This is a genomic window from Kitasatospora sp. NPDC004615, assembly GCF_042873545.1.
In the GTDB taxonomy this organism is placed as follows: Bacteria; Actinomycetota; Actinomycetes; order Streptomycetales; family Streptomycetaceae; genus Kitasatospora.
On the sequence record NZ_JBIALQ010000011.1, the window covers coordinates 124,025 to 145,529 of the forward strand.

The window sequence follows — 21,505 nt, forward strand, 5'->3', positions numbered from 1 at the left end:
CGGCATGGCGATCGACGAGTCTTCCGTGATCTGGTTCGACGGCGCACTGGTGCCCTGGCAGCAGGCGCGCGTCCATGTGCTCACCCATGCGCTGCACTACGGCACCGGGGTGCTGGAGGGCACCCGGGTGTTCGACACCGTCACCGGCCCCGCGGTGTTCCGGCTGCCCGAGCACCTGGCCCGCCTCGGCCGCAGCGCCCGCATGCTGCGCATGGAACTCCCCTACTCCACCCGCGAATTGGAGGCCGCCACCATCTCACTCGTGGCGGCGAACGGCCACCGCGAGTGCTACCTGCGGCATTTGGCGTTCCTCGGCTACGGCTCGATGGGGCTGGACATGCGCCACTCCCCCACCAGTGTGTCGATCGCGTCCTGGGCGTGGCCGGCCTACCTGCCGGCCGGGCGCGGGCTGCGGCTTATGACCAGCAGCTGGCGGCGCACCGACCCCAACTCCGTCCCGCCGGCGGCGAAGGCGACCGGCCCGTACCTGAACTCGGCGCTGGCCCGCCGGGAGGCGACCGACGCCGGCTTCGACGAGGCGCTGCTGCTGGCCCCGGACGGGACGGTCAGCGAGTGCAGTTCGGAGAACGTGTTCGTGGTGCGCGGCGGTGTGCTGCGGACCACCCCGGCCAGTGCGGGGGCGCTCGAGGGGATCACCCAGGACACCGTGCTGACGCTGGCCCGCGATCTGGGGGCGGAGGTCCGGATCGAGCCGCTGCTGCGCTCGGACCTGTACGCGGCGGACGAGGTGTTCCTGTCCGGAACGGCCGCCGGAGTGGTCCCGGTCGGATCCCTGGACAACCGTGAACTACCCTCGCACGAGGGCGAGTTGACGAGGAAGCTGGCCCAGGCGTACCGGGCCGCGGTGCACGGGGAGGACGCCCGCTACCGGCACTGGCTGACGCCGGTTCACAGTTCGTAGACGGCTCCGGCGCGGGCCAGGTCGACCGGTCCGGGGTAGACAGCGGCGGCGTCGCGGCGGTTGCGTTCGGCGTCCGTCCACGGCGGGATGTGGGTGAGCACCAGGCGCCGGGCGCCGGCCCGGGCGGCGTGCTCGCCGGCCTGGCGGCCGTTGAGGTGGATGGAGTCGAAGGTCTCCTTGCCGTGCGTGTACGCCGCCTCGCACAGGAACAGGTCGGCGCCGCGGGCGAGTTCGACCAGTTCGGGGCAGACGCCGGTGTCGCCGGAGTAGACCACGCTGCGGCCGCCGTGCTCGATCCGGAAGCCGTAGGCCTCGGAGTCCAGGTGGTTGACGAGGGCCACGGTGACGGTGAGCGGGCCGAGTTCCAGGCGGGCGCCGTCGGTGAGGTCGCGGAAGTCGAAGACCTCGGTCATGCCGGGCTTCTCCGGCATGTCGTAGGCGCGGGCCAGCCGCGCGGCGGTGCCGGTCGGTCCGTAGACGGGCAGCAGGGCGGGGCAGCCCTCGACCCGGTAGTTGCGGGCCACCCAGTACGCGCACAGGTCGATGCAGTGGTCGGCGTGCAGGTGGCTGAGCAGCACCGCGTCGACGTCGTACAGACCGGTGTACTTCTGCAGGTTGCCGAGGGCGCCGTTGCCGAGGTCGACGACCAGGCGGTAGCCGTCGGCCTCCACCAGGTAGCTGGAGCACGGGGAGTCCACGGACGGGAAGCTCCCCGAGCACCCCACTACGGTCAGTTTCATGCCGAGCCCTTCCCGCCCCGTCGCGCCATCGTCCGCGGCCGTCCGCGCCGCCGGGGGCGGAGCGGGTTTCTTGAGTGTCGAGGGTAAGGGCCGGGCGGCACTTTGCTCCCTCTCCCGTGCCGCGCTGTGGGCGGAATCACCAGGACGGGGCGGGCCGTTTCAGCGCCGCCCGGGGCGGGTCCTGGCCCAGTTCCGGATGGTCTGCGGGTACCAGCGGGGGCGGCCGCCGGCGTCCAGCCGGTCGGGGTGCGGGAGCAGTCCGTGGCGCTTGTAGTGGCGGACGGTCTCGGCCTGCACGCCGATGTGGCGGGCGATCTCGACGTAGGACCAGAGCTTCCGGCCGGGCATGGATGCCCACCTCCACGGTGACGGTGAACCAAGCGGTGAGCCGTCAGCCTGTTGGGCAAGTGCGCCCGGCAGGTGCGCGACGGGCTGCGGTCGCGGTTCCGTGACAGAGCGGTCACCGGGAACGGACAAATACCGGGATGTCACAGCAGGCCGATGATCCGACCGTCCGACCATGAGAACCATCCGAACGCCGACGGCGCGGCCCCCAGCCGGGGTGCCGCGCCGTCGAGTTGGCGTTCCGTCAGGCCCAGAGCTGGCCCTGCAGAGCTTCGACCGCCGCCTCGGTGGTCTCGGCGGTGTAGATGCCGGTGGACAGGTACTTCCAGCCGCCGTCGGCGACCACGAAGACCACGTCCGCCCGCTCGCCGGCCCGGGCCGCCTTGCGGGCCACCCCGATCGCGGCGTGCAGGATCGCGCCGGTGGACACGCCCGCGAAGATGCCTTCCTGCTGGAGCAGTTCACGGGTCCGGGCGACCGCGTCGGCGGAGCCGACCGAGAAGCGGGTGGTGAGCACCTCGGCCTCGTACAGCTCGGGGACGAAGCCCTCGTCGAGGTTGCGCAGGCCGTACACCAGGTCGTCGTAGCGCGGCTCGGCGGCGACGATCTGCACGCCGGGGACCTTCTCGCGCAGGTACCGGCCGACGCCCATCAGGGTGCCGGTGGTGCCGAGACCCGCCACGAAGTGGGTGACGGTGGGCAGGTCGGCGAGGATCTCCGGGCCGGTGCCGTAGTAGTGCGCGCCGGCGTTGTCCGGGTTGCCGTACTGGTAGAGCATCACCCAGTCGGGGTGCTCGGCGGCGATCTCCTTGGCGATCCGCACCGCGGTGTTGGAGCCGCCGGCGGCCGGCGAGGGGATGATCTCCGCGCCCCACATCCGCAGCAGCTCGCGGCGCTCCTCGCTGGTGTTCTCCGGCATCACGCAGACCATCCGGTAGCCCTTGAGCTTGGCCGCCATGGCGAGCGAGATACCGGTGTTGCCGCTGGTCGGCTCCAGGATGGTGCAGCCCGGCGTGAGCCGCCCGTCGGCCTCGGCACGCTCGATCATGTGCAGCGCCGGACGGTCCTTGATGGAGCCGGTGGGGTTGCGGTCCTCCAGCTTGGCCCACAGCGTGACCAGGCCGTCGTCATTGCCGGGCACGGCCGCGGACAGCCGCGGCAGCCGCACCAGGGGGGTGTTGCCGACGGCCTCGATCGGGCTGTCGTAACGCATTACTTCATACCGCCGGCCACCGCGGGGAGGATGGTGACGCTGTCGCCGTCGGCCAGCTTGGTGGCGACGCCGTCCAGGAAGCGGACGTCCTCGTCGTTCAGGTAGACGTTGACGAAGCGGCGCAGCTCGCCGCCGTCCAGCAGCCGGGCGGCGATGCCGGGGTGGCGGGCGTCGAGGTCGGTGAACAGCTCTCCGAGGTTGTCGCCGTTGCCGTCGACGGCCTTGGCGCCGTCGGTGTAGGTGCGGAGGATGGTCGGGATGCGGACCTCGATGGCCATGGCTGCGCTCCTGTGGAGTGGTTTCGGGTCGCCGGGCCGTCGCGGGCGCGGCAGAGGAAGGGCCCCGACGGCGGCCGGGGCGGAAAGGTCGAGAAAGCAGTCGGGAGGAGGCTTGCTGCGGCTCTGCCGGTCAGCGCGCGGCGGTGCCGGGACAGATCGCGCTGGCCAGTCGGCACAGGTCGACGTGCAGGCGCGCCACGAGGCGGATGCCTGGGCCCTGATTGCTCACATCGACGGAACGCATGGACTCATCGTATAGATTCCCGCCCCCGCTTTGACATGCTTGTCTCACCATACGGCCGCAAGCGTCCCGCCCCATGAGAAAACGGGCCCGCCGGCCGCGCGCCGCACGGCCTGGGCGGACCCGTCGGCGGGCCCGGGGGCTCAGACCTGGTAGGCCTCGACCACCTCGACGTCTTCCTCCGTGATCACACCGTCCACGATGCGGAACGAGCGGAACTGGTAGGGGTCGTCCTCGCCGGTGCCCTCGGCGGTGGAGACCAGCACGTAGTGCGCGAACGGCTCGGAGGCGTAGCTCACGTCGGTGCGGGACGGGTAGGCCTCGGTGGCGGTGTGCGAGTGGTAGATCACCACCGGCTCCTCGTCCAGGTCGTCCATCTCGCGGTAGAGCTTCAGCAGGTCGCCGGAGTCGAACTCGTAGAAGGTGGGCGAGCGGGCCGCGTTGAGCATCGGGATGAACCGCTCGGGCCGGCCGGTGCCGGCCGGTCCGGCGATCACGCCGCACGCCTCGTCCGGGTGGTCGGCGCGGGCGTGGGCGACCATCCGGTCGCGCAGTTCTCGGGTGATGGTCAGCATGCGGCCAGGATAGCCAGGGCCTGTCCGGCCGATCCTGCCGGACGGACCCTGGGCCTCACTCGCCGCTTTCGGCGTGCAGGTGCCCGTGCGGATCGCCGTGCACGGCGGCCGGGTCGCGGCGGCCGATCACCCGGTAACCGACGATCAGCATCAGTGCCCAGAACGGGAAGACGTACAGCGAGATTCGGGCGGTCGAGTCGAGCGCGATCAGCACCAGCACCATCACCAGGAAGGCCAGCGCCAGCCAGCGGGTCCAACTGCCGCCGGGGGCGCGGAAGGTCGGCGCGGGCAGCCGGCCGGCCTTCCAGGCGGCGTGGTAGCGGAGCTGGCTGGCCAGGATGACCCCCCAGGTCCACAGGCCGCAGACGGTGGCGACCGAGGTGATGTACTCGAACGCCCGCTCCGGCACGAGGTAGTTGAGCACCACTCCGGCACCCATCAGCATGCAGGAGACGGTGATCGCGGCGGCGGGGGTGCGCCGGGCGGTGAGCCGGGTTAGCCGGCCGGGGGCCTGCCGGCGCAGCGCCAGGTCGCGCAGCATCCGGCCGGTGGAGTACATCCCGGAGTTGCAGGAGGACAGCGCCGCGGTGAGCACCACGAAGTTGATGATGCCGGCCGCGGCGGGGATGCCGACCTTGCCGAAGGCGGCGACGAACGGGCTGACGCCGGGCTCGAATTCGGACCACGGCACCAGCGACAGGATGATCAGCAGGGCGCCGACGTAGAACAGCGCGATCCGCACCGGCAGGGTGTTGATCGCCCGCGGCAGCGTCTTCTCGGGGTTCTCGCTCTCCCCGGCGGTGACGCCGACCAGCTCGACCCCCAGGTAGGCGAACATGACGATCTGCAGGGACATCACGGTGGCCCCGAAGCCCTTGGGGAAGAAGCCTCCGTCGTTCCACAGGTGGGCGATGGTGGCGGTCTCCCCGGCGGCGGAGAAGCCGAAGATCAGCACGCCGATCCCGATCAGGATCATCCCCACGATCGCGGTGACCTTGACCATCGAGAACCAGAACTCGATCTCGCCGAACAGCTTCACCGAGATCAGGTTGGCGCCGTACAGCAGCAGCAGGAAGACCAGCGCGGTGCCCCACTGCGGCACGCCCGGCTCCCAGAACCGCACGTAGACGGCGGCGGCGGTGGTCTCGGCCATGCCGGTGACCACCCAGAACAGCCAGTACGTCCAGCCGGTGACGAAGCCGGCGAACGGGCCGAGGAACTCGCGGGCGTACTCGGCGAAACTGCCCGACACCGGGCGGTAGGTGAGCAGTTCGCCGAGCGCCCGCATGATCACGAAGATCACCACGCCGGCCACCGCGTAGGCGAGCAGCAGGCTCGGCCCTGCCTTGGAGATGGCGGTGCCGGCCCCGAGGAACAGGCCGGTGCCGATCGCGCCGCCGATCGCGATCATCTGGATCTGCCGGCCGCCGAGCCCCCGCTCGTAGCCCTCGTCATCGGGGACCGGGTCGGTCGTCTCGTCGGTCGCCTCGGTCATCTGCCACCTCGCCTCCCCGGTTCGCGCCGACCGGTCGGCCGACACGCCCCGTCTTCCGGGTGAAATAGCAGTGAACCACGCGAAATGCGCCGCTACAGCGTGAATCCGATCATCCTCGAAATAATCGGACAATTCGAGCGAATGGGTGGGCCCCGATGGCTCAGCCGGCCATCGCCTCCAGCAGGCTCTCCTGCATCGCGCCCAGCCACAGGTAGGCGATCACCAGCGGCTTGCGCGAGTCGTTCTCCGGCAGGTCGTAGAGGCCGTCGTCGTCCTCCTCGGTGACCTCCAGCCGGGAACCCAGGGTCAGCCGCAGGTCGTTGAGCGCGCCCAGCCAGCGCGGGCAGTCCCCGGCGCCGACCGCGACCACGCCGCCCTCGCCGCCGAGCCCGTCCAGCGCCCGGACCACCGTGAGGGCGTCCTCCCGCTTGCGGGCCCGCAGGTCCAGCTCGGTGTAGCGGCGGAACTCGGAGGCCATCTCGGCGTTCTGCGGGTCCTCGGGCGCGCCCGGGCCGCCGTACGCGTCGGGGAACAGCCGCAGCAGCGCCGGGTCCTCGGGCGCCTCGCTGGGGCCCTCGGCGAACAGCGCCGCCAGCGGGTCCTCGTGCTCGCCGCCGGGCGGCGGGCCGATCAGCTCCAGCATCTGCACTTCCAACGAGCGCAGGATGGAGGCCTCGAACTCGTCCAGCGGGATCGCCGCGCCGCCGCTCGCGGCGCTCTCGAACAAACCGGCCATGTGTTTCGGATCAGTCCCTCGTGGATCGGTGGGTGGCGGGCCGTCAGTCGTGCTGCAGGGTGGCCCACAGGCCGTAGCCGTGCATCGCCTGCACGTCGCGCTCCATCTCCTCGCGGGTGCCGCTGGAGACCACCGCCCGCCCCTTGGTGTGCACGTCCATCATCAGCTGACGTGCCTTGTCCTTCGGGTAGCCGAAGTAGCTCTGGAAGACGTACTGCACGTAGGTCATCAGGTTGACCGGGTCGTTGTGGACGATGGTCACCCAGGGAGTGTCCGGCTCCGTGACCGGAACCCCCTCCACTTCCGGGCGCTCGATCTCCACCGGCGCGACACTCACAGTCCGTCTCTCCTCGTCGACCTCGATCTTCCCCCTCGGCCCATGCTTCCATCCGAGGGACTCCGGAGCGAATCAGGGTCGTCCGACACGTGACCCCGGGGGGAAATCGTCACTCTGACGCTAAGTGGTAGTAGCATCATTCCCATGGACGCCATCACCGCGCAGCGCAGCTCCGCGCTGCTCACCGACCGCTACGAGCTGACCATGCTGCAGGCCGCCCTGCGCAGCGGCGCCGCCCACCGCCGCTCGGTCTTCGAGGTGTTCACCCGCCGCCTGCCGAACGGCCGCCGCTACGGTGTGCTGGCCGGCACCGGCCGGGTGCTGGACGCCGTGGAGAACTTCCGGTTCACCACGCCCCAGCTCGACTGGCTCGCCGACCAGCGGGTGGTGGACGAGGACACGCTGCGTTACCTCGCCGACTACCGCTTCACCGGCGACATCCACGGCTACCCCGAGGGCGAGGTGTACTTCCCCGGCTCGCCGCTGCTGACCGTCGAGGGCAGCTTCGCCGAGGCGGTGATCCTGGAGACGGTGATCCTGTCGATCCTCAACTTCGACTCGGCGATCGCCGCCGCGGCCTCCCGGATGACCGCCGCCGCCGGGGACCGCCCGGTGATCGAGATGGGCGCCCGACGCGCCCACGAGCAGGCCGCCGTCGCCGCCTCCCGGGCCGCCTACCTGGCCGGCTTCTCCGCCACCTCCGACCTGGAGGCCGGCTTCACGTACGGCATCCCCACCACCGGCACCGCCGCGCACGCCTTCACCCTGCTGCACGACAGCGAGAAGGACGCCTTCACCGCGCAGATCGAGTCGATGGGCCGCGCCACCACCCTGCTGGTCGACACCTACGACCTCGCCGAGGCGGTCCGCACCGCCGTCGAGGTGGCCGGCCCCGGCCTCGGCGCCGTCCGGATCGACTCCGGCGACCTGACGCTGCTCGCCCACCGGGTCCGCCGCCAGCTCGACGAGCTCGGCGCCACCGGCACGAAGATCATCGTCACCTCCGACCTCGACGAGTACGCCATCGCCGCGCTGGCCGCCGCCCCCGTGGACGGCTACGGCGTCGGCACCAGCCTGGTCACCGGCAGCGGCCACCCGACCTGCGCGATGGTCTACAAGCTGGTCGCCCGCGAATCCGCCCCCGGCGGCGAACTCGTCCCGGTCGCCAAGCGCTCGGCCGGCGGCAAGATCAGCATCGGCGGACGCAAGTGGGCCGCCCGCCGCCCCGACGCCGACGGCGTCGCCGAGACCGAGGTGGTCGGCACCGGCCCGGTGCCCGCCGACCTGGAGCCGCACCTGCTGCACGTCCCGCTGATCACCGGCGGCGAGGTGGTCGGCCGCGAACCGCTGGACGCCGCCCGCGAACGCCACCGCCGCGCCCGCGCCACGCTGCCGCTGTCCGCCACCCAGCTGTCCCGCGGCGAGCCGGTGATCGGCACCGAGCGGCACACCGGCTGAACCCTTCCGCCGCCGCCCGGCACTGCCTAGAGTGCCAACCGCCCCCGACACCACTGCGGCCGACACCCCCGGGCTTCGGACCGCACCACCCAACGAGAGAAGACCAGCCATGCACCGGGCCCTGATCGTCGTCGACGTGCAGAACGACTTCTGCGAAGGCGGCAGCCTTCCCGTCGCCGGCGGGGCCGAGGTCGCGGCCGCGATCACCGACCTGATCGCCGACTCCGCACCCGGCTACGCCCACATCGTCGCCACCCGCGACCACCACATCGAACCCGGTGCGCACTTCGCCGCCGAACCCGACTACGTCCGCTCCTGGCCCGCGCACTGCGTGGCCGGCACCGAAGGCGTGGGCTTCCACCCCAACTTCGCGCCCTCGGTGACCTCCGGGGCGATCGAGGCGGTGTTCTCCAAGGGCGAGTACGCCGCCGCCTACAGCGGGTTCGAAGGCCTCGACGAGCACGGCGGCACGCTCGCCGACTGGCTGAACGAACGCGGCATCACCGACGTCGACGTGGTCGGCATCGCCACCGACCACTGCGTCCGCGCCACCGCCCTGGACGCCGCCCGGGAGGGCTTCGCCACCCGCGTCCTGCTCGACCTGACAGCCGGCGTCGCACCCGCCACCACCACCGCCGCGCTCGACGAACTGCGCGCCGCGGGCGTCGAACTCACCGGCACCCCCGTGGTCCACGGCTGACTGAACGTCACTTCCCTATCGAGCGGCGCCTGTTGAGTTCCACGGACGCCAACTCCGCGCCGCTCAGCGCTCGGTGACCACCAGCGCCACCACGTCCTCGCCGCCGATCCGGTACGCCTCGGCCAACTCGCCGCCGACCGCGTCCCGTTCGGCGGCGAGCCGGGACGAGCCGACGTACACCACCCGCACCCCGAGGTACTCCATCCGGTGCTGCCCGGCCCGCACCCAGGCCGCGTCGCCCTCGCTGACGCAGCGCACCTCGGAGTCCACCTCGACCGCCACCGCCACCGCCGCCTCCGGCCAGAACAGGTCCGGGACCGCGATGTACGTGCCGCCGCGCATCCGCAACTCCGGGCCGGACAGCGGCAGCGGCAGGCCCTGCTCGGCGGCCAGCTCCCTCAGCGACGCCAGCGCCGACTCCCGCTGCGCGGCCAGCAGTTCGTCCACCGCCGCACGCACCCGCGGCTCCGCCAGCAGGCCCGCCTCGGTCAGCTCCGTCAGCAGCTCGGCCGCGCTTTGGCCGCCCTCGCGCGCCAGCGCCTCGCGCAGCACCGCCCGCAGCACCCCAGGGGCGACCAGACCGGACTCGAACGCGCCCTGCTCGGACCACTCGCGGATCGCGTCCGCCACCGCCCGGGCGACCGGCGCGCAGACCAGACCGTGCACCTCGCGAGCCACCAACTCCCGTTCCGTGCGCCGGATCCGGACCTGCCCGGCGTCCCGCAGCCGGCGCTGCCGGGGCACCAGCACGTCCACCCCGAACACCGCGGGCAGCCGCGGCATCGACACGAACCCGTACAGCGCCAGCGCCGCCGCCCCGGTGATCACCGCGCGCTCCCGGCCGCCCTCGGCCCGGCCGTTCTGGGCGGCGTACAGCAACGCCGCCCAGATCCGTTGCTCCGGGGTCGGCGGACCCTCCTGAAGCAGGTACACCCGGGGCAGCAGGCGCTGCCACGGACCGCCCTGCCGGCAGTGTTCGCTCACCAGGCGGGCCGGCACGCCGCGGGCGCGCAACTGGCTGGCCGTCACCACATTCTGCTGGCGCCGGGCGAGCTCTTCGAGAGAGGTGGGCTGCTGCGGAATCCGGTAGCTCATGCCGACAACACTCCCCCTCGCCTCCGACAGTCAACTCCATACCTGACGGCCTGTTACCCAACCGTCGTCAAACCGGGACTGCTCTGCACTAAAGTCCCCATACCCTCACCCATTCGGCGGATCGGACGTTCGAACCGTTGTCGGATCAGATCGGACTTGACGCCTACAATCCGATTTTCGGGGGATCCACACATCATTGCGATCCGGCCGGACCCGGCCGCCCACCTGCGCAATCTGACCGACCGTGACCGATCCCACACGCAGCGGCACGCCCCGCGGCGTCGGCGGGCGTTCCGAATTGCCTACCATCAGGCACATGTCCCGCGACGAGTCATCCGCCCAGCGCGCCGCCAGACTGCGCCTCGGCCGCCTGCCCGGCTACGTCCGCCAACCCGATCCCGCCCGGCGCGGCGGAGAGGACGGACGTGCGTACAAGAAGGGCTGGGAAGTACGTTTCACGGCGCGCAGCGAAGAGGAGATAACCGAGATCCGCGAGCTGGTCACGGCCGCCGGGTTCGCCCCCGCACGGCCGTTCTTCAAAGGCCACCAGCTGATTCAGCCGGTGTACGGAATCGCCGCCGTACAGGCCTACCTGGCCGCCCGCGAGGCCGCCGAGGAAACCGGCCGGATCCGCCGCACCGCCGGCATCCCCGAGCAGTCGCGCCGCGAGCCCGACAGCGTGGCCGCCGCCGCGCGGGCCGCCGAAGCGGCTGCCGCCGAGGCCGCGAACGCGGCTGCGGCGCAGGCCGACGCCCAGGCCGCCCCGCAGGCCGGTGGGCCGGTCGAGGGCGTCAGGGCCGCTGTGCCGCCCGTTCGGGAGGCGGGTGGCCCCGAGGGCCACTGACCGCCCCGCACGGTCGCCAGGGAGCCCTTCTGGGCTCCCTGGGGCGGTTTTTGACGGACCGTCAGGCCACCGGGTTGGCGATCACCGCCGATTCGGCGGTCCGGCGTGCCGGTCCGCACCCGCGGTGGTTCAGACCTCCGCCGGAGCGTGGTCGATGTGCACGGTGGCCGCCAGCAGTCGGGGGACGGCGCGGATCAGCGCCCGCTCGGCGGCCACCGCCACCCGGTGACCGGCCACCACCGTCAGCGTGCGGTCCACCACCACGTCCGCCTCGGCGCGCAGCGCGTGCCCGATCCAGCGCATCCGCACCGCGCCCACCGCGCGCACCCCGTCCACGGCGGCGAGTTCCCGTTCCGCCACGTCCACCAGGGCCGGGTCGACGGCGTCCATCAACCGTCGGCCCACCTCGCGCACCGTGCCGCGCAGCACCAGCAGGATCGCCACCGTGATCAGCAGCCCCACCACCGGATCGGCGAGCCGCCAGCCCAGCGCGCTGCCGGCCGCACCCAGCAGCACCGCCAGCGAGGTCAGCCCGTCGGTGCGGGCGTGCAGGCCGTCCGCGACCAGCGCCGCCGAACCGATCCGCCGGCCGGTGGCGATCCGGTAGCGCGCCACCCACTCGTTGCCGACACACCCCGCGACGGCCGCCACCGCCACCGCCCACAGGTGCCCCACCGGCTGCGGGTGCAGCAGCCGGTCCACTGCCGTCCAGCCCGCCACCAGCGAGGACGCCGCCACCGCCAGCACCACCGCGACGCCCGCCAGATCCTCCGCCCGCCCGTACCCGTACGTGTAACTGCGGTTCGCCGCCCGCCGGCCGAGCAGGAACGCCACGCCCAGCGGGACGGCGGTCAGCGCGTCGGCGGCGTTGTGCACGGTGTCGCCGAGCAGCGCCACCGAACCCGACAGCACCGCGATCACCGCCTGCGCGGCGGCGGTCAGGCCGAGCACCGCCAGCGAGACCCACAGCGTGCGCAGGCCCTCGGCCGAGGACTCCAGCGCCGCGTCCACCCGGTCGGCGGCGTCGTGCGAGTGCGGGCGCAGCAGGTGGGCCAGGCGGTGCCCGAGACCGGTCGGGTGTCCGTGCTGGTGCCCGTGTCCGCGCCCGTCTTCGTGCCCGTCTTCGTGCCCGTCTTCGCGCCCGTGTCCGCGCCCGTCTTCGTGCCCGTTTTCGCGCTCGTGACGGTCCAGGTGCGCGTGCGTGGGCCGGTGTGCGTGTTCGTGGTGGTGCTGCCGGTTCGATGTGTGATGGTGGTCATGCCCGTGGTCCGGGTTTCGCCCGTGAAGGTGAGCCCCGTTGCCGTGTCCGCGTTCACCCATGAGGCCTACAGTGGCACACCAACTGCCTTGCAGCCACTGCCGATCTACCACCTCTGACCAGGTGCGACGCGCTCGCAGCTGCGTCCACCGAGCAGCCGCTGCCGACGGCTCGTCACGCAACACTCCGCAGCGGATCCACGCCCGGGCATCTCAGCAGACTTGTCACCCACAGCACCCGACCGAGGGCCTAGAGTGAGCGTTGACGCTCCCCGTCCGGACCCAGATCGAGAGGCAGCTGATGTGACCAATCGTCATGTCCCGGCCGCAGGCTCGGCATTCGCTGATCGGTCCACCGAACTTCCGCAGGTGTCCGTCGAGTTCGCGGCCTTCTGCGAGCTGCACGAACCGCGGTACCGGAGCTACGCCCGGGTCTGGTTCCAGGAACCCGCCGCCGCCCACCGGGTGGTCCGGCTCGCGCTGCGCGAGCTGGCCGAGGTCTGGCCCGCGGTGCTCGGAAGCTCCAACCCTGCCGCCGCGGCCTGGCAGATCCTGCGCGACACCGTCACCGAGCAGCACGCGCTGGCCGGTGCCGAACGGCCGCGCCCGGACGTCGACGCCGAGGAGGACCTGGCGATCCTGCACTACGTGGTCGGGCTGGCCACGCCCGAGATCGCCGACGTGGTGGGCGTCGACACCGCCAGCATCACCAGCGCGCTCCGGCAGACGCACCGGCGGCGCACCACCGACTGGTGACCGGCCTCCGACACGGGCCGACGGCAGGCGCGCAACGAGTACCGCACGCCCCCGGATTGTCCCGGCCGCCGGGACACGCTTCCGCGCGCGGTCTCCCGCGACGCCCACTCCGGTCGCACGCGCACCTTCCGTGAGCGAGATCACCGCCGGCGCCGCTACCGGTCCGCCGTCCACCGGCGAAGGATGACGTCCTGTCACCCTTCGCCAGAGGAGTTCCCGAATGCCCATCGCCCATGCCGTGGCCATGTTCCGGCACCAGGCCGACGCCTGCGCGGAACTCGGCTCCCCACTGTCCGCCGCCCTGCTCCGCCGGGCCGCCGAGGACCTTGCCGAGGCCGGCCCGTGCGCCGAGGCGATCGCCGGCCACGAGGACGCACCCGGCCCGTCGGCCGTCGCGCTGCGCCTGCTCGGCGCCGTCCACGCCCTGGTGATCTCCGGCCGGGCGCCCGCTCTCGCCGCCCACTACCCGAGCGCCGGCGGCACCTTCGACCCCGCCAACCCCGACGCCCCCTGGCCCGCGTTCCGCACCACCGTCGCCGAGAACCTGCCGTGGATCCGCGAATGGCTCACCCGCCCGCCGCAGACCAACGAGGTCGGCCGCGCCAACCTGCTGCTCACCGGCCTCGCCTGGGCCCAGCAGCAACTCGCCGCAACCGCGCCGCTGCCGGTGCGGCTGCACGAACTCGGCTCCAGCGCGGGCCTCAACCTCCTTGCCGAGCAGTTCCGTTGCGTCTCCCCCGGCTTCGCGTACGGCCCAGCGGACTCCCCCGTGGTACTCGCCGACGCCTGGCAGGGCGAGCCGCCCACCTGGCTGCGGGACGCCCCGCTCCAGCAGGTGGTGGAACGGCACGGCTGCGACCCGACGCCGATCGACCCGCGCTCCGCGGACGGCGCACTCGCCCTGCGCGCCTACCTGTGGGCCGACCAACTCCCGCGCCTGGAACGGCTGAACGGCGCACTCGCCCTCGCCGAGAAGCTCCCCGCCCCCGTCGAACCGGTCGGCGCGGCCGAGTTCCTCCACGACGTCCAGGTCGCCGACGGGACCCTCACCGTGGTCTGGCACTCGATCATGCGCCAGTATGTCCCCGCCGAGGAATGGCGTTCTGTAGAAACCGAGTTGGACCGCCTGGCAACCTCCTCCAGCCCGTCCGCGCCATTCGTCCACATCGCCCTGGAACCCCGCCGGGTCGGCGACGGACACCGCTTCCTGCTCACCACCCGCCTCGGCACCGGCCCCACCACGGTCCTCGCCGAAGCGATGCCGCACGGCCTGCCCGCATGGACCCTCGCGGACGGCGACCCCGCGCTCACCGCCCTCTGATCAACTCCCCACGTGCATCACACCGGTGACGTCGTAGCGGTGGTGCACCGGATCGTGGATCAGATAGCGAGCGAACGACTCCACGGTGAACCGGGCACCATCGCTGCGCAGCCCCGTGCGCGCGCGGGCGGCGTCCGGCACCGCCTCGAACGACCGGGCCAACTGCTCGGCGCCGTCCGCGAGTTCCTCGGAAACCACGGCCGCCTCCTGCTCGCCGTAACGCTCCTCGACGGCAGTCGCGTCCTGGTCCCAGTTGGCGAACAGCGGGTCGTCCTCGGCCAGCATCAGCTTCAACCGCACATCGAACAGCCGGAACACGTCCCGCACATGGCACGCGTACTCCAGCACCGACCACACCTCCGCCCGCGGCCGCTCCCGCAACACCGCCGGATCACCCGCCAGCAACTCCGTCCAAGCCGCCGCATTCGCCCGAATCATGCCCGGGACCTGCTCAAACCCAACGCCCGGCGCATCCAGCCCGCACTCCGTGCAGGGCCGCTCGAGCACCCAGGTCCAGTCCTTGGTGTCAGGGATCATCATGCCCCCAGCATCACCCGCCCCCACCCCACCCCACCAGGCCCACCACCGCCACCGACCATCGAGATCCCGCCACCCCCACCGCACCCTGCCAAGCGCAGCAGCGCCCCTCCCACCGGTCTCGCTCACCTCCACCACCAGAGCCCGCCCACGCGGCACCACATGAAAGTCCACATGCACACACCCCGCCACCGAACGCAGAACGGCTCCCCCACGAACGCCCTCACCGTTCGCCGGAGAGCCGCCACTGACGAGCCCACTCAGCGCTGGTACGGATTCCCCCCTGCCGGCAGCTGCTGCTGCGGCGGGTACGGCGCGTGTTGCTGCTGCGCGTACGGCGGCGGCAGGTAGCCCGGACCAGGCTGCTGCCCATAGCCCCCCGGCTGCGGCGGCGGATAGCCATAACCGGGACCCCCGCCAGGTCCGCCGCCGCTGCCGGCCTTGGAACGCCGGACCAGCACCACGATCACCACAACGACGATCAGACCGAGAACACCGCCGCCGACCGCGATCAGCATCCCGTTGCTGCTCTTGGGGTCACTGCCCGCCTGCGGCGCGTTCGAGTCGCCCCCGGACGCAGGCGGCTTCCCGGGATCGGTGGCACCGGTGCTCGGGGCCTTCGAGGAGCCCGACGTGCTGCCGCCCGCGCCCGGGCGATTGAGCAGCGGGTTCTCCTTCGGCCCGTTGTCGACTGCAGGGTTGGCGGCCAGCGAACCGGACGGAGAGACGATTCCATAGCCGTACTGCTCGTTCGGGAACGGGCCCTTCCCCTTCGGCTCGAATGCACTCTTGGTCATCCGGTTGATGACCTGACCTGCCGACAGGTTCGGATATTTCGACCGTACGAGCGCCGCCGTCGCAGACACAAATGCTGCGGCATCGGACGTGCCAGTGCCCGTGCTGTAACCCTGCTTCTCATTTACGCGGTAGATGTTGTCGCCTGGCGCCGCAAGCGTCACCTGTGATCCCGTGGTCGACTTCGGCCACAGGTCACCGCTCTCCCCAACCCCCGTAACCACGACCACTCCGGGGAAGGCCGCCGGGTAGGCGATCTCCAGGCTGGGGTCGTTTCCAGAGCCTGCAACGAGAACGACATCCCGCTGGATCGCGTAATTGATCGCGTCCTGGTACCCCTCGTCGGATTTACCTCCCCCGACGAAGGACATGTTGATGACCTTCGCGTCGTGGTCGACTGCGTAGCGAATTGCCTGGCCGAGCTCCGCATTGCTGCCGCCAGCCTCGATGGTCGTGCCCGTGGTCATGTGGATCTTCACGGGAAGGATCTTGGCTTTGGGAGCAAGCCCCATGACTCCCGCGTTGTCACCGTGGCCGCGCCCGGCAATGACGCTGGCCATACCGGTTCCATGGCCCGTGGTGTCAGTTCGCCCATCACCGCCAGGCTTTGTGAAGTCAGTGCCGGGGAGAACCTGGCCGGCCAGGTCGGGGTGGTCTGCAACACCACTGTCGATGACCGCAACAACGACCCCCTCGCCCTGACTGACCGGCCAGACCTTCTCGGCCGCGCTGAAGTTCTTCAGCGCCCATTGCCCGTCGCGAATGGTGTCCGCAGCGGCAGGCCCGGCGCTGGCACCAAACAGCACGGCCCCCAGCACTGCCATGACCGACCGTGGCCGCGCCCCGAGTCCAACTCCCACCTTCCACTCCCCCCAGCAATGCCACAAGCACCGCGTTCAATCAACGAGACGGTCCCCCGACATCGGCTCGCCGATATCGAGGGACCGTCATACGACCCACTCCGTCAGCGCTGGTACGGATTCCCCCCGGCCGGCGCCTGCTGCTGCGGGTACGGCGGTTGCGGCGGGTAGCCCTGCCCCGGCTGCTGCCCATAGCTCGGCCCAGGCTGCTGCGGCGGGTAACCATAGCCCGGCCCCCCACCAGGACCACCCGGCCCGGCGGGCCCGCCAGGCCCGCCAGGCCCGCCACCGTTGCCACCCTTGGAACGACGGACCAGCAGCACAATCACCACAATGACGATCAGACCGAGAACACCGCCGCCGACCGCGATCAGCATCCCGTTGCTGCTCTTGGAGTCACTGCTCGCCTGCGGCGAGGTCGCACTGCCCCCAGTTGGAGGGGCCTGCGCCGGAGCCGACGCACCAGGCTCGGGAGATGTCGAGGTGGTGTTCTTCGGCTGGTCGCTGCACGTGGCGCGCTTGAGCAGCGGATTCTCCTTCGGCCCGTTATCCACCTGAGGGTTGGCCGCCAGCGAACCGCCGGGAGAGGCAATACCGTAGCCGTACTGATCGTTAGGGAACGATCCCTTGCCTTCCGGCTTCGCCGCACTCTTGATCATCCGGTTGATGACCTGCCCCGCCGAAAGGTTCGGGTACTTCGATCGCACCAGGGCCGCGATACCGGAAACGTAGGCCGCCGACTCGGAGGTGCCATCAGCCGCGGTATAACCCTTTTTCTGATTCGCATGGTAAACGTTCACCGCAGGTGCCGCCACTGTCACCTGCGGGCCAGTGGTCGATTTCTCCCACAGGTCACCGCTCTCCGCGACTCCAGAGACTGCCACTACTCCCGGGAAGCAAGCGGGGTTCGCAATCGGGACACCAGCAGTGTTTCCAGTGGCGGCGACGAGAACTACGTCCTTCTGGATGGCGTAGTTGATCGCTTCTTTGTACCCGTCCTCAGTGGACCTACCGCCGCCGAAGGACATGTTGATGACCTTGGCCTTGTTGTCAACGGCGTAATGAATGGCCTTGGAAAAGTCCGTTCCGGCGATATTTACATCGGTCTTGATCGGGAGGATCTTCGCCTTGGGGGCGATCCCCATCACACCCTCATTGTCACCGTGGCCGTGTCCGGCAATGTCACTTGCCATGCCAGTGCCGTGGCCCTCGCTGTCGCTCCGCCCGTCCGTGCCGGCGCCGGTGAGGTCAAGACCAGAAAGAACTTGCCCAGTCAGGTCTGGATGATCTGCGTCAACGCCACTGTCGATGACCGCAACGATCACCCCCTCGCCCTGGCTGATCGGCCATACCTTTTCGGCCGCACGGTAGTTCTTCAACGCCCACTGACCGTCGCGGATGGTGTCCGCAGCGGCAGGCCCGGCGCTGACACCCCACAACAGGGTTCCCGCAGCGAGCGCAGCCAGACCGCGCACGGATCGGCTGGTCGTCAAGCCTCGTCACCCCACTCGTTGAAGCGGCCGCCCCACAGACCATCAGATCTGCGGGACGGCCGGTCCTGTTCGACTGTTCTACTGACCGAACGTCATTCCACCACGTTCGGGTTGACCTGATCGCCGGATGCCCAGGTTTCCTCATCCTCGACGAGGTAGTCCGGGCGGTCCTTGCCGCGCTTCTTGTCCTTCTTGCCTGCCTGGCCGTGACCGCCCATGCCACCGCCGTGCCCGGCACCTGCCTGGCCCGGGCCGCCGGCCTGGCCACCTGCGCCGCCCTGGCCGAAGCGGTTGCGGCCGATACCGGAACCGCCCTCGGTGAAGGCACGTCCACCAGCGGTGGCGTGGGTCGAATCGCCAATCACGCCGCCGGCCTTGCCGGCCAGGCTCCCGCCGGAACGCGCTCCGATGCCGCTACCACCGGCACCGCCGCCACCGCCCAAGCCGCCACCGGAGCGTCCGCCAAGACCGTTGCCGCCGGCACCACCAGCACCGGCGCCACCCGGGCCACCGCTGCCGCCCAAGCCACCGGACCCGAAGGTCCCGGCCTTGGAGACGCTGTTTCCGCTGAACCCGGCACGACTACCGCCGATGCCGGAGCCGCCGCCAAGCAACCCGCCATCAGGACGGCCGATCAAGCCGCTGCCAGCACCGCCGGCCGGCCCGAGTCCACCGCCGCCGGACGGACCGTGTACGGTGCCCGCACCGCCGGTGCCGCCGATCGTCCCGGTGCCCCCACGGACGCCGCCGGTTCCGCTCTGCATCCCGTCGATGCCCGTTCCTGGGCCCTTCGGCTGCGCAACCGGGTTGGCAGTCCCGCCGGAGATGCCCGCATCGGTCGGACGAACCACCGCAGGTTGCAGTTTCGGAGCCTGCGGCGTCGACCTCTGCCCGGAGACTCGGGATCCTGACGAGGATCCCGATCCCGAACTGCCTTGATTCAGACCGGCACCGATACCGGCAATCATCGCTCCGAGCGCGCTGATACCACCGTTGTCCGGGGGAGCCAACTCCCGGCCGCCGTCGTCGAACCTCCCGCCCGGCGGTGGCGGCGGTGGCGGCGGCGGCTTCAGGTAGCTGGTAGTGCTCCGATAGCTGGCCGCCAACACCTGCATCACGGTGACCGCTTGCTGCTTGCGGCTGTCCGCGACAGCCGTGCGAGTGTCCTCGTTGTCGATGCCGACGGTCTGCTGCGCGCTGTCGCTGATCGCGTCGCCGACCTTGTCCCAGAAGCCGGGCTCCTCGGGCATGTCGCTCTTGGCCTTGTCGATGGCCTCCGACATCATCTGCAGCGCGTTGGCGGCGTCGTTCGAGTAGGCCGCAACATTGTTGACGGTGTTGGCGAGCGACGTCATCCGCGAGTAGAACGCGTTGCTGGTGTCGCCTTCCCAGGTGTCGCTGGCGTCGGCGGCCGCAGTGTTCAGCGCGGTGCGGATCTGCTTCAGGGTGTCGGTGGCGCGACGCCACGGGTCGGCGGCTGCCATGACCGCGCCGGAGTCCATGGACTGGACCATCTCGCGCATCTGGCCATGGCTGTAGGAGTAGAAGTTGGTCATGTCGGTCACGATTGGCTCCCCTCACGCCGAACAGTGCCTCGGCCGCGACCCGGCTCCGCTGTCTTCCGAATGATCACCACTGCGGCCTCGGCTCCCCGCTGCCCGCCGGAGAGACGTTTCCGGCCGGCGGCGCGGCCTGAGGTGCCGCCGAGGTGGTGCGCTGAGTCGAGGTCACGGGGCTGGGGGCCACCGTGGACCAGCCGTCACTCGCCAGCTTCAGGTGCTTGCTGGTGTCGTGCTCGTTTTCCTCGTAGTTGGTCGCGGTCCGGTCCGCGTTCCGCTGGGCCTCGTCGATCGCCTGCTGGATACCGTCGAGGACCTCCTTCAGCGCGTCCCGCATCTGGCCGTACTTGGCATGCAACGCCTCGGCCTCCGCGAAAGTGCCGAAGGCCGCCGGGGCCAGACCCGTCTGGCCATGGACCTTCGCGCCGCCTGCGCCGTCTTCGAACTCCTTGAGCAGTCCTCGGACTTGCGCTGCGAACGCGCGCAGGCTGTCGACCTCTACCTGGAAGCCCTTGCCGCCTGTGCTCATCTACTCGTACCTCCCCCGTACCTGCTGCCCGTCGGACTGCCCGCTTGCCGCCTGGGGCCTGATGGATAGTTGGCTCCAATCCATATGTCTAACACATGGAACGGCCCGTCAAAACGCCCCCTGCTGAGGGGAGGTGGAGTCAGGGGGTGGAGGCGGTGGCTGCGAGGGCCTGACGGCAGAGGGAGTCGGCGCGGCGGGTGGTTTCGGGGAGGCGGTAGGACGGGGTGAGTGCGAGGGTGACGGCGGTGGCTTCGGGTAGACCGATGCGGTGGCCGACGGAGAGGAAGACGGGCTTGACGCCCTGCCGGGTGCGGACGGCGCGGCCGACCGTCTCGGGGCCGTCGAGGAGCGGGGACCAGTCGCCGCGGTGCTCGCCGGGTGGTTCGTGGGTGAAGGTGAAGGGGGTCTTGGCGATTCCGAGGGTGGGCAGGCCGGTGTGGACGCCAAGGTGGCTGGCGAGGCCGAGGCGGCGGGGGTGGGCGAGGCCGTAGCCGTCGCAGACGACCAGGTCGGGGGTGCGGGTGAGCCGGGAGAGGGCGTCGAGGACGGCGGGGAGTTCGCGGAAGGCGAGCAGTCCGGGCAGGTAGGGGAAGGCCACCCGGCCGACTGCGGTGGCCTGTTCGACGACGTCGAGGGTCGCGTAGTCGAGCAGGACGGCCGCGGCGGCGACCACGTCGCGTTCGTCGTCGTAGGCGACGTCGACGCCGGCGATCAGGGTGCCGGGGCGGCGCGGGGGTTCGGGGCCCTCGGGGACGACCTGGGGGCGCAGGCGTTCCTGTTCGGCGCGGGCGGCTTCCGCGGTGGTGGGCCAGTCGGTCGGGACGGTCACGGCGACTCCGGGCGGGTCGGAAACGGGTGGCGCGGGGCGGCCACCCACCCCGGCGTTGTCCGTGCGCACGCTATCGCCCGCCGCCGAGGGGCGGGCAACGACGGTCCGGGCCGGCAGACGTGAGCCTGTGCGCCCCCTGTGCCCCCGGTCTGCTCAACTCCCAAGGGTTAGCCTGGACTTACCGATCCCGGCCGAACAGTTCGGACCACCAAGGGTCTCGACCTCGGCTTCCCCGTCCGCGCGAAGGGTCGACCACCATGACGCGCCTCCCCGCCCCGCAACCCGGCACCGTTCGCGCCCCCGCGCGAACCGGCCTCCGCCCCGCCCCGGCCCAGGTGAGCCGAGGCGCCCTGATCGCGACGGCCACCACCGTGGCCCTGCTGGCCGTGTCCGGTGAGACGGGGGTGTGGCGGGTCGCGGTGCTGGTGGCGTTCGCGATCGCGCTCGGCACGCTGTCCGCCGTCCTGCTCACCCCTCGTCCACACCTGCCCGCCGCCCTGAAGCCCGCCGCCCCGAAGCCGGTCGCCCGCCCGGAACCCGCACGCCAGCCCGAATACGCCAACCAGTCCCGGTAGCCGCACCACCAACAG

At 71.1% G+C, this 21,505-nt stretch carries 25 protein-coding genes; 8 read left to right on the forward strand and 17 right to left on the reverse strand.

The features are described 5' to 3' along the window. Positions 1–4: 4 nt before the first annotated feature. Positions 5–922, forward strand: a complete 918-nt coding sequence (locus tag ACFYS8_RS31285; RefSeq protein ID WP_387647442.1) for a branched-chain amino acid transaminase — start codon at positions 5–7, stop codon at positions 920–922. Here ACFYS8_RS31285 and ACFYS8_RS31290 read toward each other — a convergent pair. From ACFYS8_RS31290 to clpS, 9 genes are all read right to left on the reverse strand, one after another. Continuing rightward, positions 910–1,662 (reverse strand): MBL fold metallo-hydrolase, encoded by a 753-nt coding sequence (locus tag ACFYS8_RS31290; protein WP_387647444.1) that lies wholly within the window; start codon positions 1,660–1,662, stop codon positions 910–912. The two genes, ACFYS8_RS31285 and ACFYS8_RS31290, sit on opposite strands and share 13 nt — an antisense overlap. Before the next feature lie 159 nt (positions 1,663–1,821). Next, a complete protein-coding gene (locus tag ACFYS8_RS31295) occupies positions 1,822–2,010 on the reverse strand; it encodes a MerR family DNA-binding transcriptional regulator (protein WP_387647446.1) in 189 nt (62 codons plus the stop codon). Between the two features lie 241 nt (positions 2,011–2,251). Further along, positions 2,252–3,220 (reverse strand): PLP-dependent cysteine synthase family protein, encoded by a 969-nt coding sequence (locus ACFYS8_RS31300; RefSeq protein ID WP_387647448.1) that lies wholly within the window; start codon positions 3,218–3,220, stop codon positions 2,252–2,254. Next, positions 3,220–3,498: a MoaD/ThiS family protein gene (locus ACFYS8_RS31305; RefSeq protein ID WP_387647451.1), complete on the reverse strand. Its 279-nt coding sequence runs from the start codon at positions 3,496–3,498 to the stop codon at positions 3,220–3,222. Before ACFYS8_RS31305 ends, ACFYS8_RS31300 begins: the two co-directional genes overlap by 1 nt. Before the next feature lie 130 nt (positions 3,499–3,628). Further along, positions 3,629–3,742: a putative leader peptide gene (locus ACFYS8_RS31310; protein WP_387647453.1), complete on the reverse strand. Its 114-nt coding sequence runs from the start codon at positions 3,740–3,742 to the stop codon at positions 3,629–3,631. Between the two features lie 140 nt (positions 3,743–3,882). Next, entirely contained in the window at positions 3,883–4,314 is a 432-nt protein-coding gene (locus ACFYS8_RS31315; RefSeq protein WP_387647455.1) for a Mov34/MPN/PAD-1 family protein, read from the reverse strand. Positions 4,315–4,369: 55 nt separating this feature from the next. Further along, entirely contained in the window at positions 4,370–5,809 is a 1,440-nt protein-coding gene (locus tag ACFYS8_RS31320) for an amino acid permease (RefSeq protein WP_387647456.1), read from the reverse strand. Between the two features lie 160 nt (positions 5,810–5,969). Beyond that, positions 5,970–6,545, reverse strand: coding sequence for a DUF2017 domain-containing protein (locus tag ACFYS8_RS31325; RefSeq protein WP_387647459.1), 576 nt, complete (start codon positions 6,543–6,545; stop codon positions 5,970–5,972). 43 nt (positions 6,546–6,588) lie between these two features. Beyond that, entirely contained in the window at positions 6,589–6,882 is a 294-nt protein-coding gene (clpS, locus tag ACFYS8_RS31330) for an ATP-dependent Clp protease adapter ClpS (RefSeq protein ID WP_043914156.1), read from the reverse strand. A 144-nt stretch (positions 6,883–7,026) separates the two neighbouring features. Between clpS and ACFYS8_RS31335 the strand changes: the two genes are divergently transcribed. Continuing rightward, the gene (locus ACFYS8_RS31335; protein WP_387647462.1) at positions 7,027–8,340 is read left to right on the forward strand and encodes a nicotinate phosphoribosyltransferase; all 1,314 of its coding nucleotides are present in this window, start codon (positions 7,027–7,029) and stop codon (positions 8,338–8,340) included. Positions 8,341–8,449: 109 nt separating this feature from the next. Further along, a complete protein-coding gene (locus tag ACFYS8_RS31340; protein WP_387647465.1) occupies positions 8,450–9,040 on the forward strand; it encodes an isochorismatase family protein in 591 nt (196 codons plus the stop codon). Between the two features lie 63 nt (positions 9,041–9,103). Here ACFYS8_RS31340 and ACFYS8_RS31345 read toward each other — a convergent pair whose 3' ends face one another. Beyond that, entirely contained in the window at positions 9,104–10,135 is a 1,032-nt protein-coding gene (locus ACFYS8_RS31345; RefSeq protein ID WP_387647468.1) for a hypothetical protein, read from the reverse strand. 316 nt (positions 10,136–10,451) lie between these two features. Between ACFYS8_RS31345 and ACFYS8_RS31350 the strand changes: the two genes are divergently transcribed. Continuing rightward, complete coding sequence (locus ACFYS8_RS31350; RefSeq protein WP_387647470.1) at positions 10,452–10,979, forward strand: hypothetical protein; 528 nt, start codon at positions 10,452–10,454, stop codon at positions 10,977–10,979. A 129-nt stretch (positions 10,980–11,108) separates the two neighbouring features. Here ACFYS8_RS31350 and ACFYS8_RS31355 read toward each other — a convergent pair whose 3' ends face one another. Continuing rightward, positions 11,109–12,035, reverse strand: coding sequence for a cation diffusion facilitator family transporter (locus tag ACFYS8_RS31355; RefSeq protein WP_387647651.1), 927 nt, complete (start codon positions 12,033–12,035; stop codon positions 11,109–11,111). On the opposite strand from ACFYS8_RS31355, the gene ACFYS8_RS31360 reads away from it, so the two are divergent. From ACFYS8_RS31360 to ACFYS8_RS31370, 3 genes are all read left to right on the forward strand, one after another. After that, positions 12,012–12,356, forward strand: coding sequence for a hypothetical protein (locus ACFYS8_RS31360; RefSeq protein ID WP_387647669.1), 345 nt, complete (start codon positions 12,012–12,014; stop codon positions 12,354–12,356). The two genes, ACFYS8_RS31355 and ACFYS8_RS31360, sit on opposite strands and share 24 nt — an antisense overlap. Before the next feature lie 249 nt (positions 12,357–12,605). Continuing rightward, complete coding sequence (locus tag ACFYS8_RS31365) at positions 12,606–12,992, forward strand: hypothetical protein (protein WP_387647473.1); 387 nt, start codon at positions 12,606–12,608, stop codon at positions 12,990–12,992. Between the two features lie 220 nt (positions 12,993–13,212). Continuing rightward, positions 13,213–14,313 carry a DUF2332 domain-containing protein gene (locus tag ACFYS8_RS31370; protein WP_387647474.1) on the forward strand — a complete coding sequence of 367 codons (1,101 nt, stop codon included), beginning with the start codon at positions 13,213–13,215 and terminating at the stop codon, positions 14,311–14,313. Here the strand turns inward: ACFYS8_RS31370 and ACFYS8_RS31375 are convergent, their stop codons facing one another. From ACFYS8_RS31375 to nfi, 6 genes are all read right to left on the reverse strand, one after another. Next, positions 14,314–14,853: a DinB family protein gene (locus tag ACFYS8_RS31375; RefSeq protein WP_387647475.1), complete on the reverse strand. Its 540-nt coding sequence runs from the start codon at positions 14,851–14,853 to the stop codon at positions 14,314–14,316. A gap of 257 nt (positions 14,854–15,110) precedes the next feature. After that, complete coding sequence (gene mycP / locus ACFYS8_RS31380; RefSeq protein ID WP_387647478.1) at positions 15,111–16,469, reverse strand: type VII secretion-associated serine protease mycosin; 1,359 nt, start codon at positions 16,467–16,469, stop codon at positions 15,111–15,113. A 140-nt stretch (positions 16,470–16,609) separates the two neighbouring features. Further along, positions 16,610–17,998, reverse strand: a complete 1,389-nt coding sequence (locus ACFYS8_RS31385; RefSeq protein ID WP_387647479.1) for a S8 family serine peptidase — start codon at positions 17,996–17,998, stop codon at positions 16,610–16,612. Between the two features lie 92 nt (positions 17,999–18,090). After that, complete coding sequence (locus ACFYS8_RS31390; protein WP_387647482.1) at positions 18,091–19,563, reverse strand: WXG100 family type VII secretion target; 1,473 nt, start codon at positions 19,561–19,563, stop codon at positions 18,091–18,093. 64 nt (positions 19,564–19,627) lie between these two features. After that, a complete protein-coding gene (locus ACFYS8_RS31395) occupies positions 19,628–20,086 on the reverse strand; it encodes a hypothetical protein (RefSeq protein WP_387647484.1) in 459 nt (152 codons plus the stop codon). Positions 20,087–20,225: 139 nt separating this feature from the next. After that, the gene (nfi, locus tag ACFYS8_RS31400) at positions 20,226–20,915 is read right to left on the reverse strand and encodes a deoxyribonuclease V (RefSeq protein ID WP_387647487.1); all 690 of its coding nucleotides are present in this window, start codon (positions 20,913–20,915) and stop codon (positions 20,226–20,228) included. A 257-nt stretch (positions 20,916–21,172) separates the two neighbouring features. Here nfi and ACFYS8_RS31405 point away from each other — a divergent pair, with 257 nt between their 5' ends. Next, positions 21,173–21,490, forward strand: a complete 318-nt coding sequence (locus tag ACFYS8_RS31405; protein WP_387647488.1) for a hypothetical protein — start codon at positions 21,173–21,175, stop codon at positions 21,488–21,490. The last annotated feature ends 15 nt before the right edge of the window (positions 21,491–21,505 follow it).

Bases quoted from the DNA above. Each gene is read 5' to 3' on its own strand.
- ACFYS8_RS31285 (WP_387647442.1), top strand. From the start codon at position 5: ATGGCGATCGACGAGTCTTCCGTGATCTGGTTCGACGGCGCACTGGTG.
- ACFYS8_RS31290 (WP_387647444.1), bottom strand. From the start codon at position 1,662: ATGAAACTGACCGTAGTGGGGTGCTCGGGGAGCTTCCCGTCCGTGGAC.
- ACFYS8_RS31295 (WP_387647446.1), bottom strand. From the start codon at position 2,010: ATGCCCGGCCGGAAGCTCTGGTCCTACGTCGAGATCGCCCGCCACATC.
- ACFYS8_RS31300 (WP_387647448.1), bottom strand. From the start codon at position 3,220: ATGCGTTACGACAGCCCGATCGAGGCCGTCGGCAACACCCCCCTGGTG.
- ACFYS8_RS31305 (WP_387647451.1), bottom strand. From the start codon at position 3,498: ATGGCCATCGAGGTCCGCATCCCGACCATCCTCCGCACCTACACCGAC.
- ACFYS8_RS31310 (WP_387647453.1), bottom strand. From the start codon at position 3,742: ATGCGTTCCGTCGATGTGAGCAATCAGGGCCCAGGCATCCGCCTCGTG.
- ACFYS8_RS31315 (WP_387647455.1), bottom strand. From the start codon at position 4,314: ATGCTGACCATCACCCGAGAACTGCGCGACCGGATGGTCGCCCACGCC.
- ACFYS8_RS31320 (WP_387647456.1), bottom strand. From the start codon at position 5,809: ATGACCGAGGCGACCGACGAGACGACCGACCCGGTCCCCGATGACGAG.
- ACFYS8_RS31325 (WP_387647459.1), bottom strand. From the start codon at position 6,545: ATGGCCGGTTTGTTCGAGAGCGCCGCGAGCGGCGGCGCGGCGATCCCG.
- ACFYS8_RS31335 (WP_387647462.1), top strand. From the start codon at position 7,027: ATGGACGCCATCACCGCGCAGCGCAGCTCCGCGCTGCTCACCGACCGC.
- ACFYS8_RS31340 (WP_387647465.1), top strand. From the start codon at position 8,450: ATGCACCGGGCCCTGATCGTCGTCGACGTGCAGAACGACTTCTGCGAA.
- ACFYS8_RS31345 (WP_387647468.1), bottom strand. From the start codon at position 10,135: ATGAGCTACCGGATTCCGCAGCAGCCCACCTCTCTCGAAGAGCTCGCC.
- ACFYS8_RS31350 (WP_387647470.1), top strand. From the start codon at position 10,452: ATGTCCCGCGACGAGTCATCCGCCCAGCGCGCCGCCAGACTGCGCCTC.
- ACFYS8_RS31370 (WP_387647474.1), top strand. From the start codon at position 13,213: ATGCCCATCGCCCATGCCGTGGCCATGTTCCGGCACCAGGCCGACGCC.
- ACFYS8_RS31375 (WP_387647475.1), bottom strand. From the start codon at position 14,853: ATGATGATCCCTGACACCAAGGACTGGACCTGGGTGCTCGAGCGGCCC.
- mycP (WP_387647478.1), bottom strand. From the start codon at position 16,469: ATGGCAGTGCTGGGGGCCGTGCTGTTTGGTGCCAGCGCCGGGCCTGCC.
- ACFYS8_RS31395 (WP_387647484.1), bottom strand. From the start codon at position 20,086: ATGAGCACAGGCGGCAAGGGCTTCCAGGTAGAGGTCGACAGCCTGCGC.
- ACFYS8_RS31405 (WP_387647488.1), top strand. From the start codon at position 21,173: ATGACGCGCCTCCCCGCCCCGCAACCCGGCACCGTTCGCGCCCCCGCG.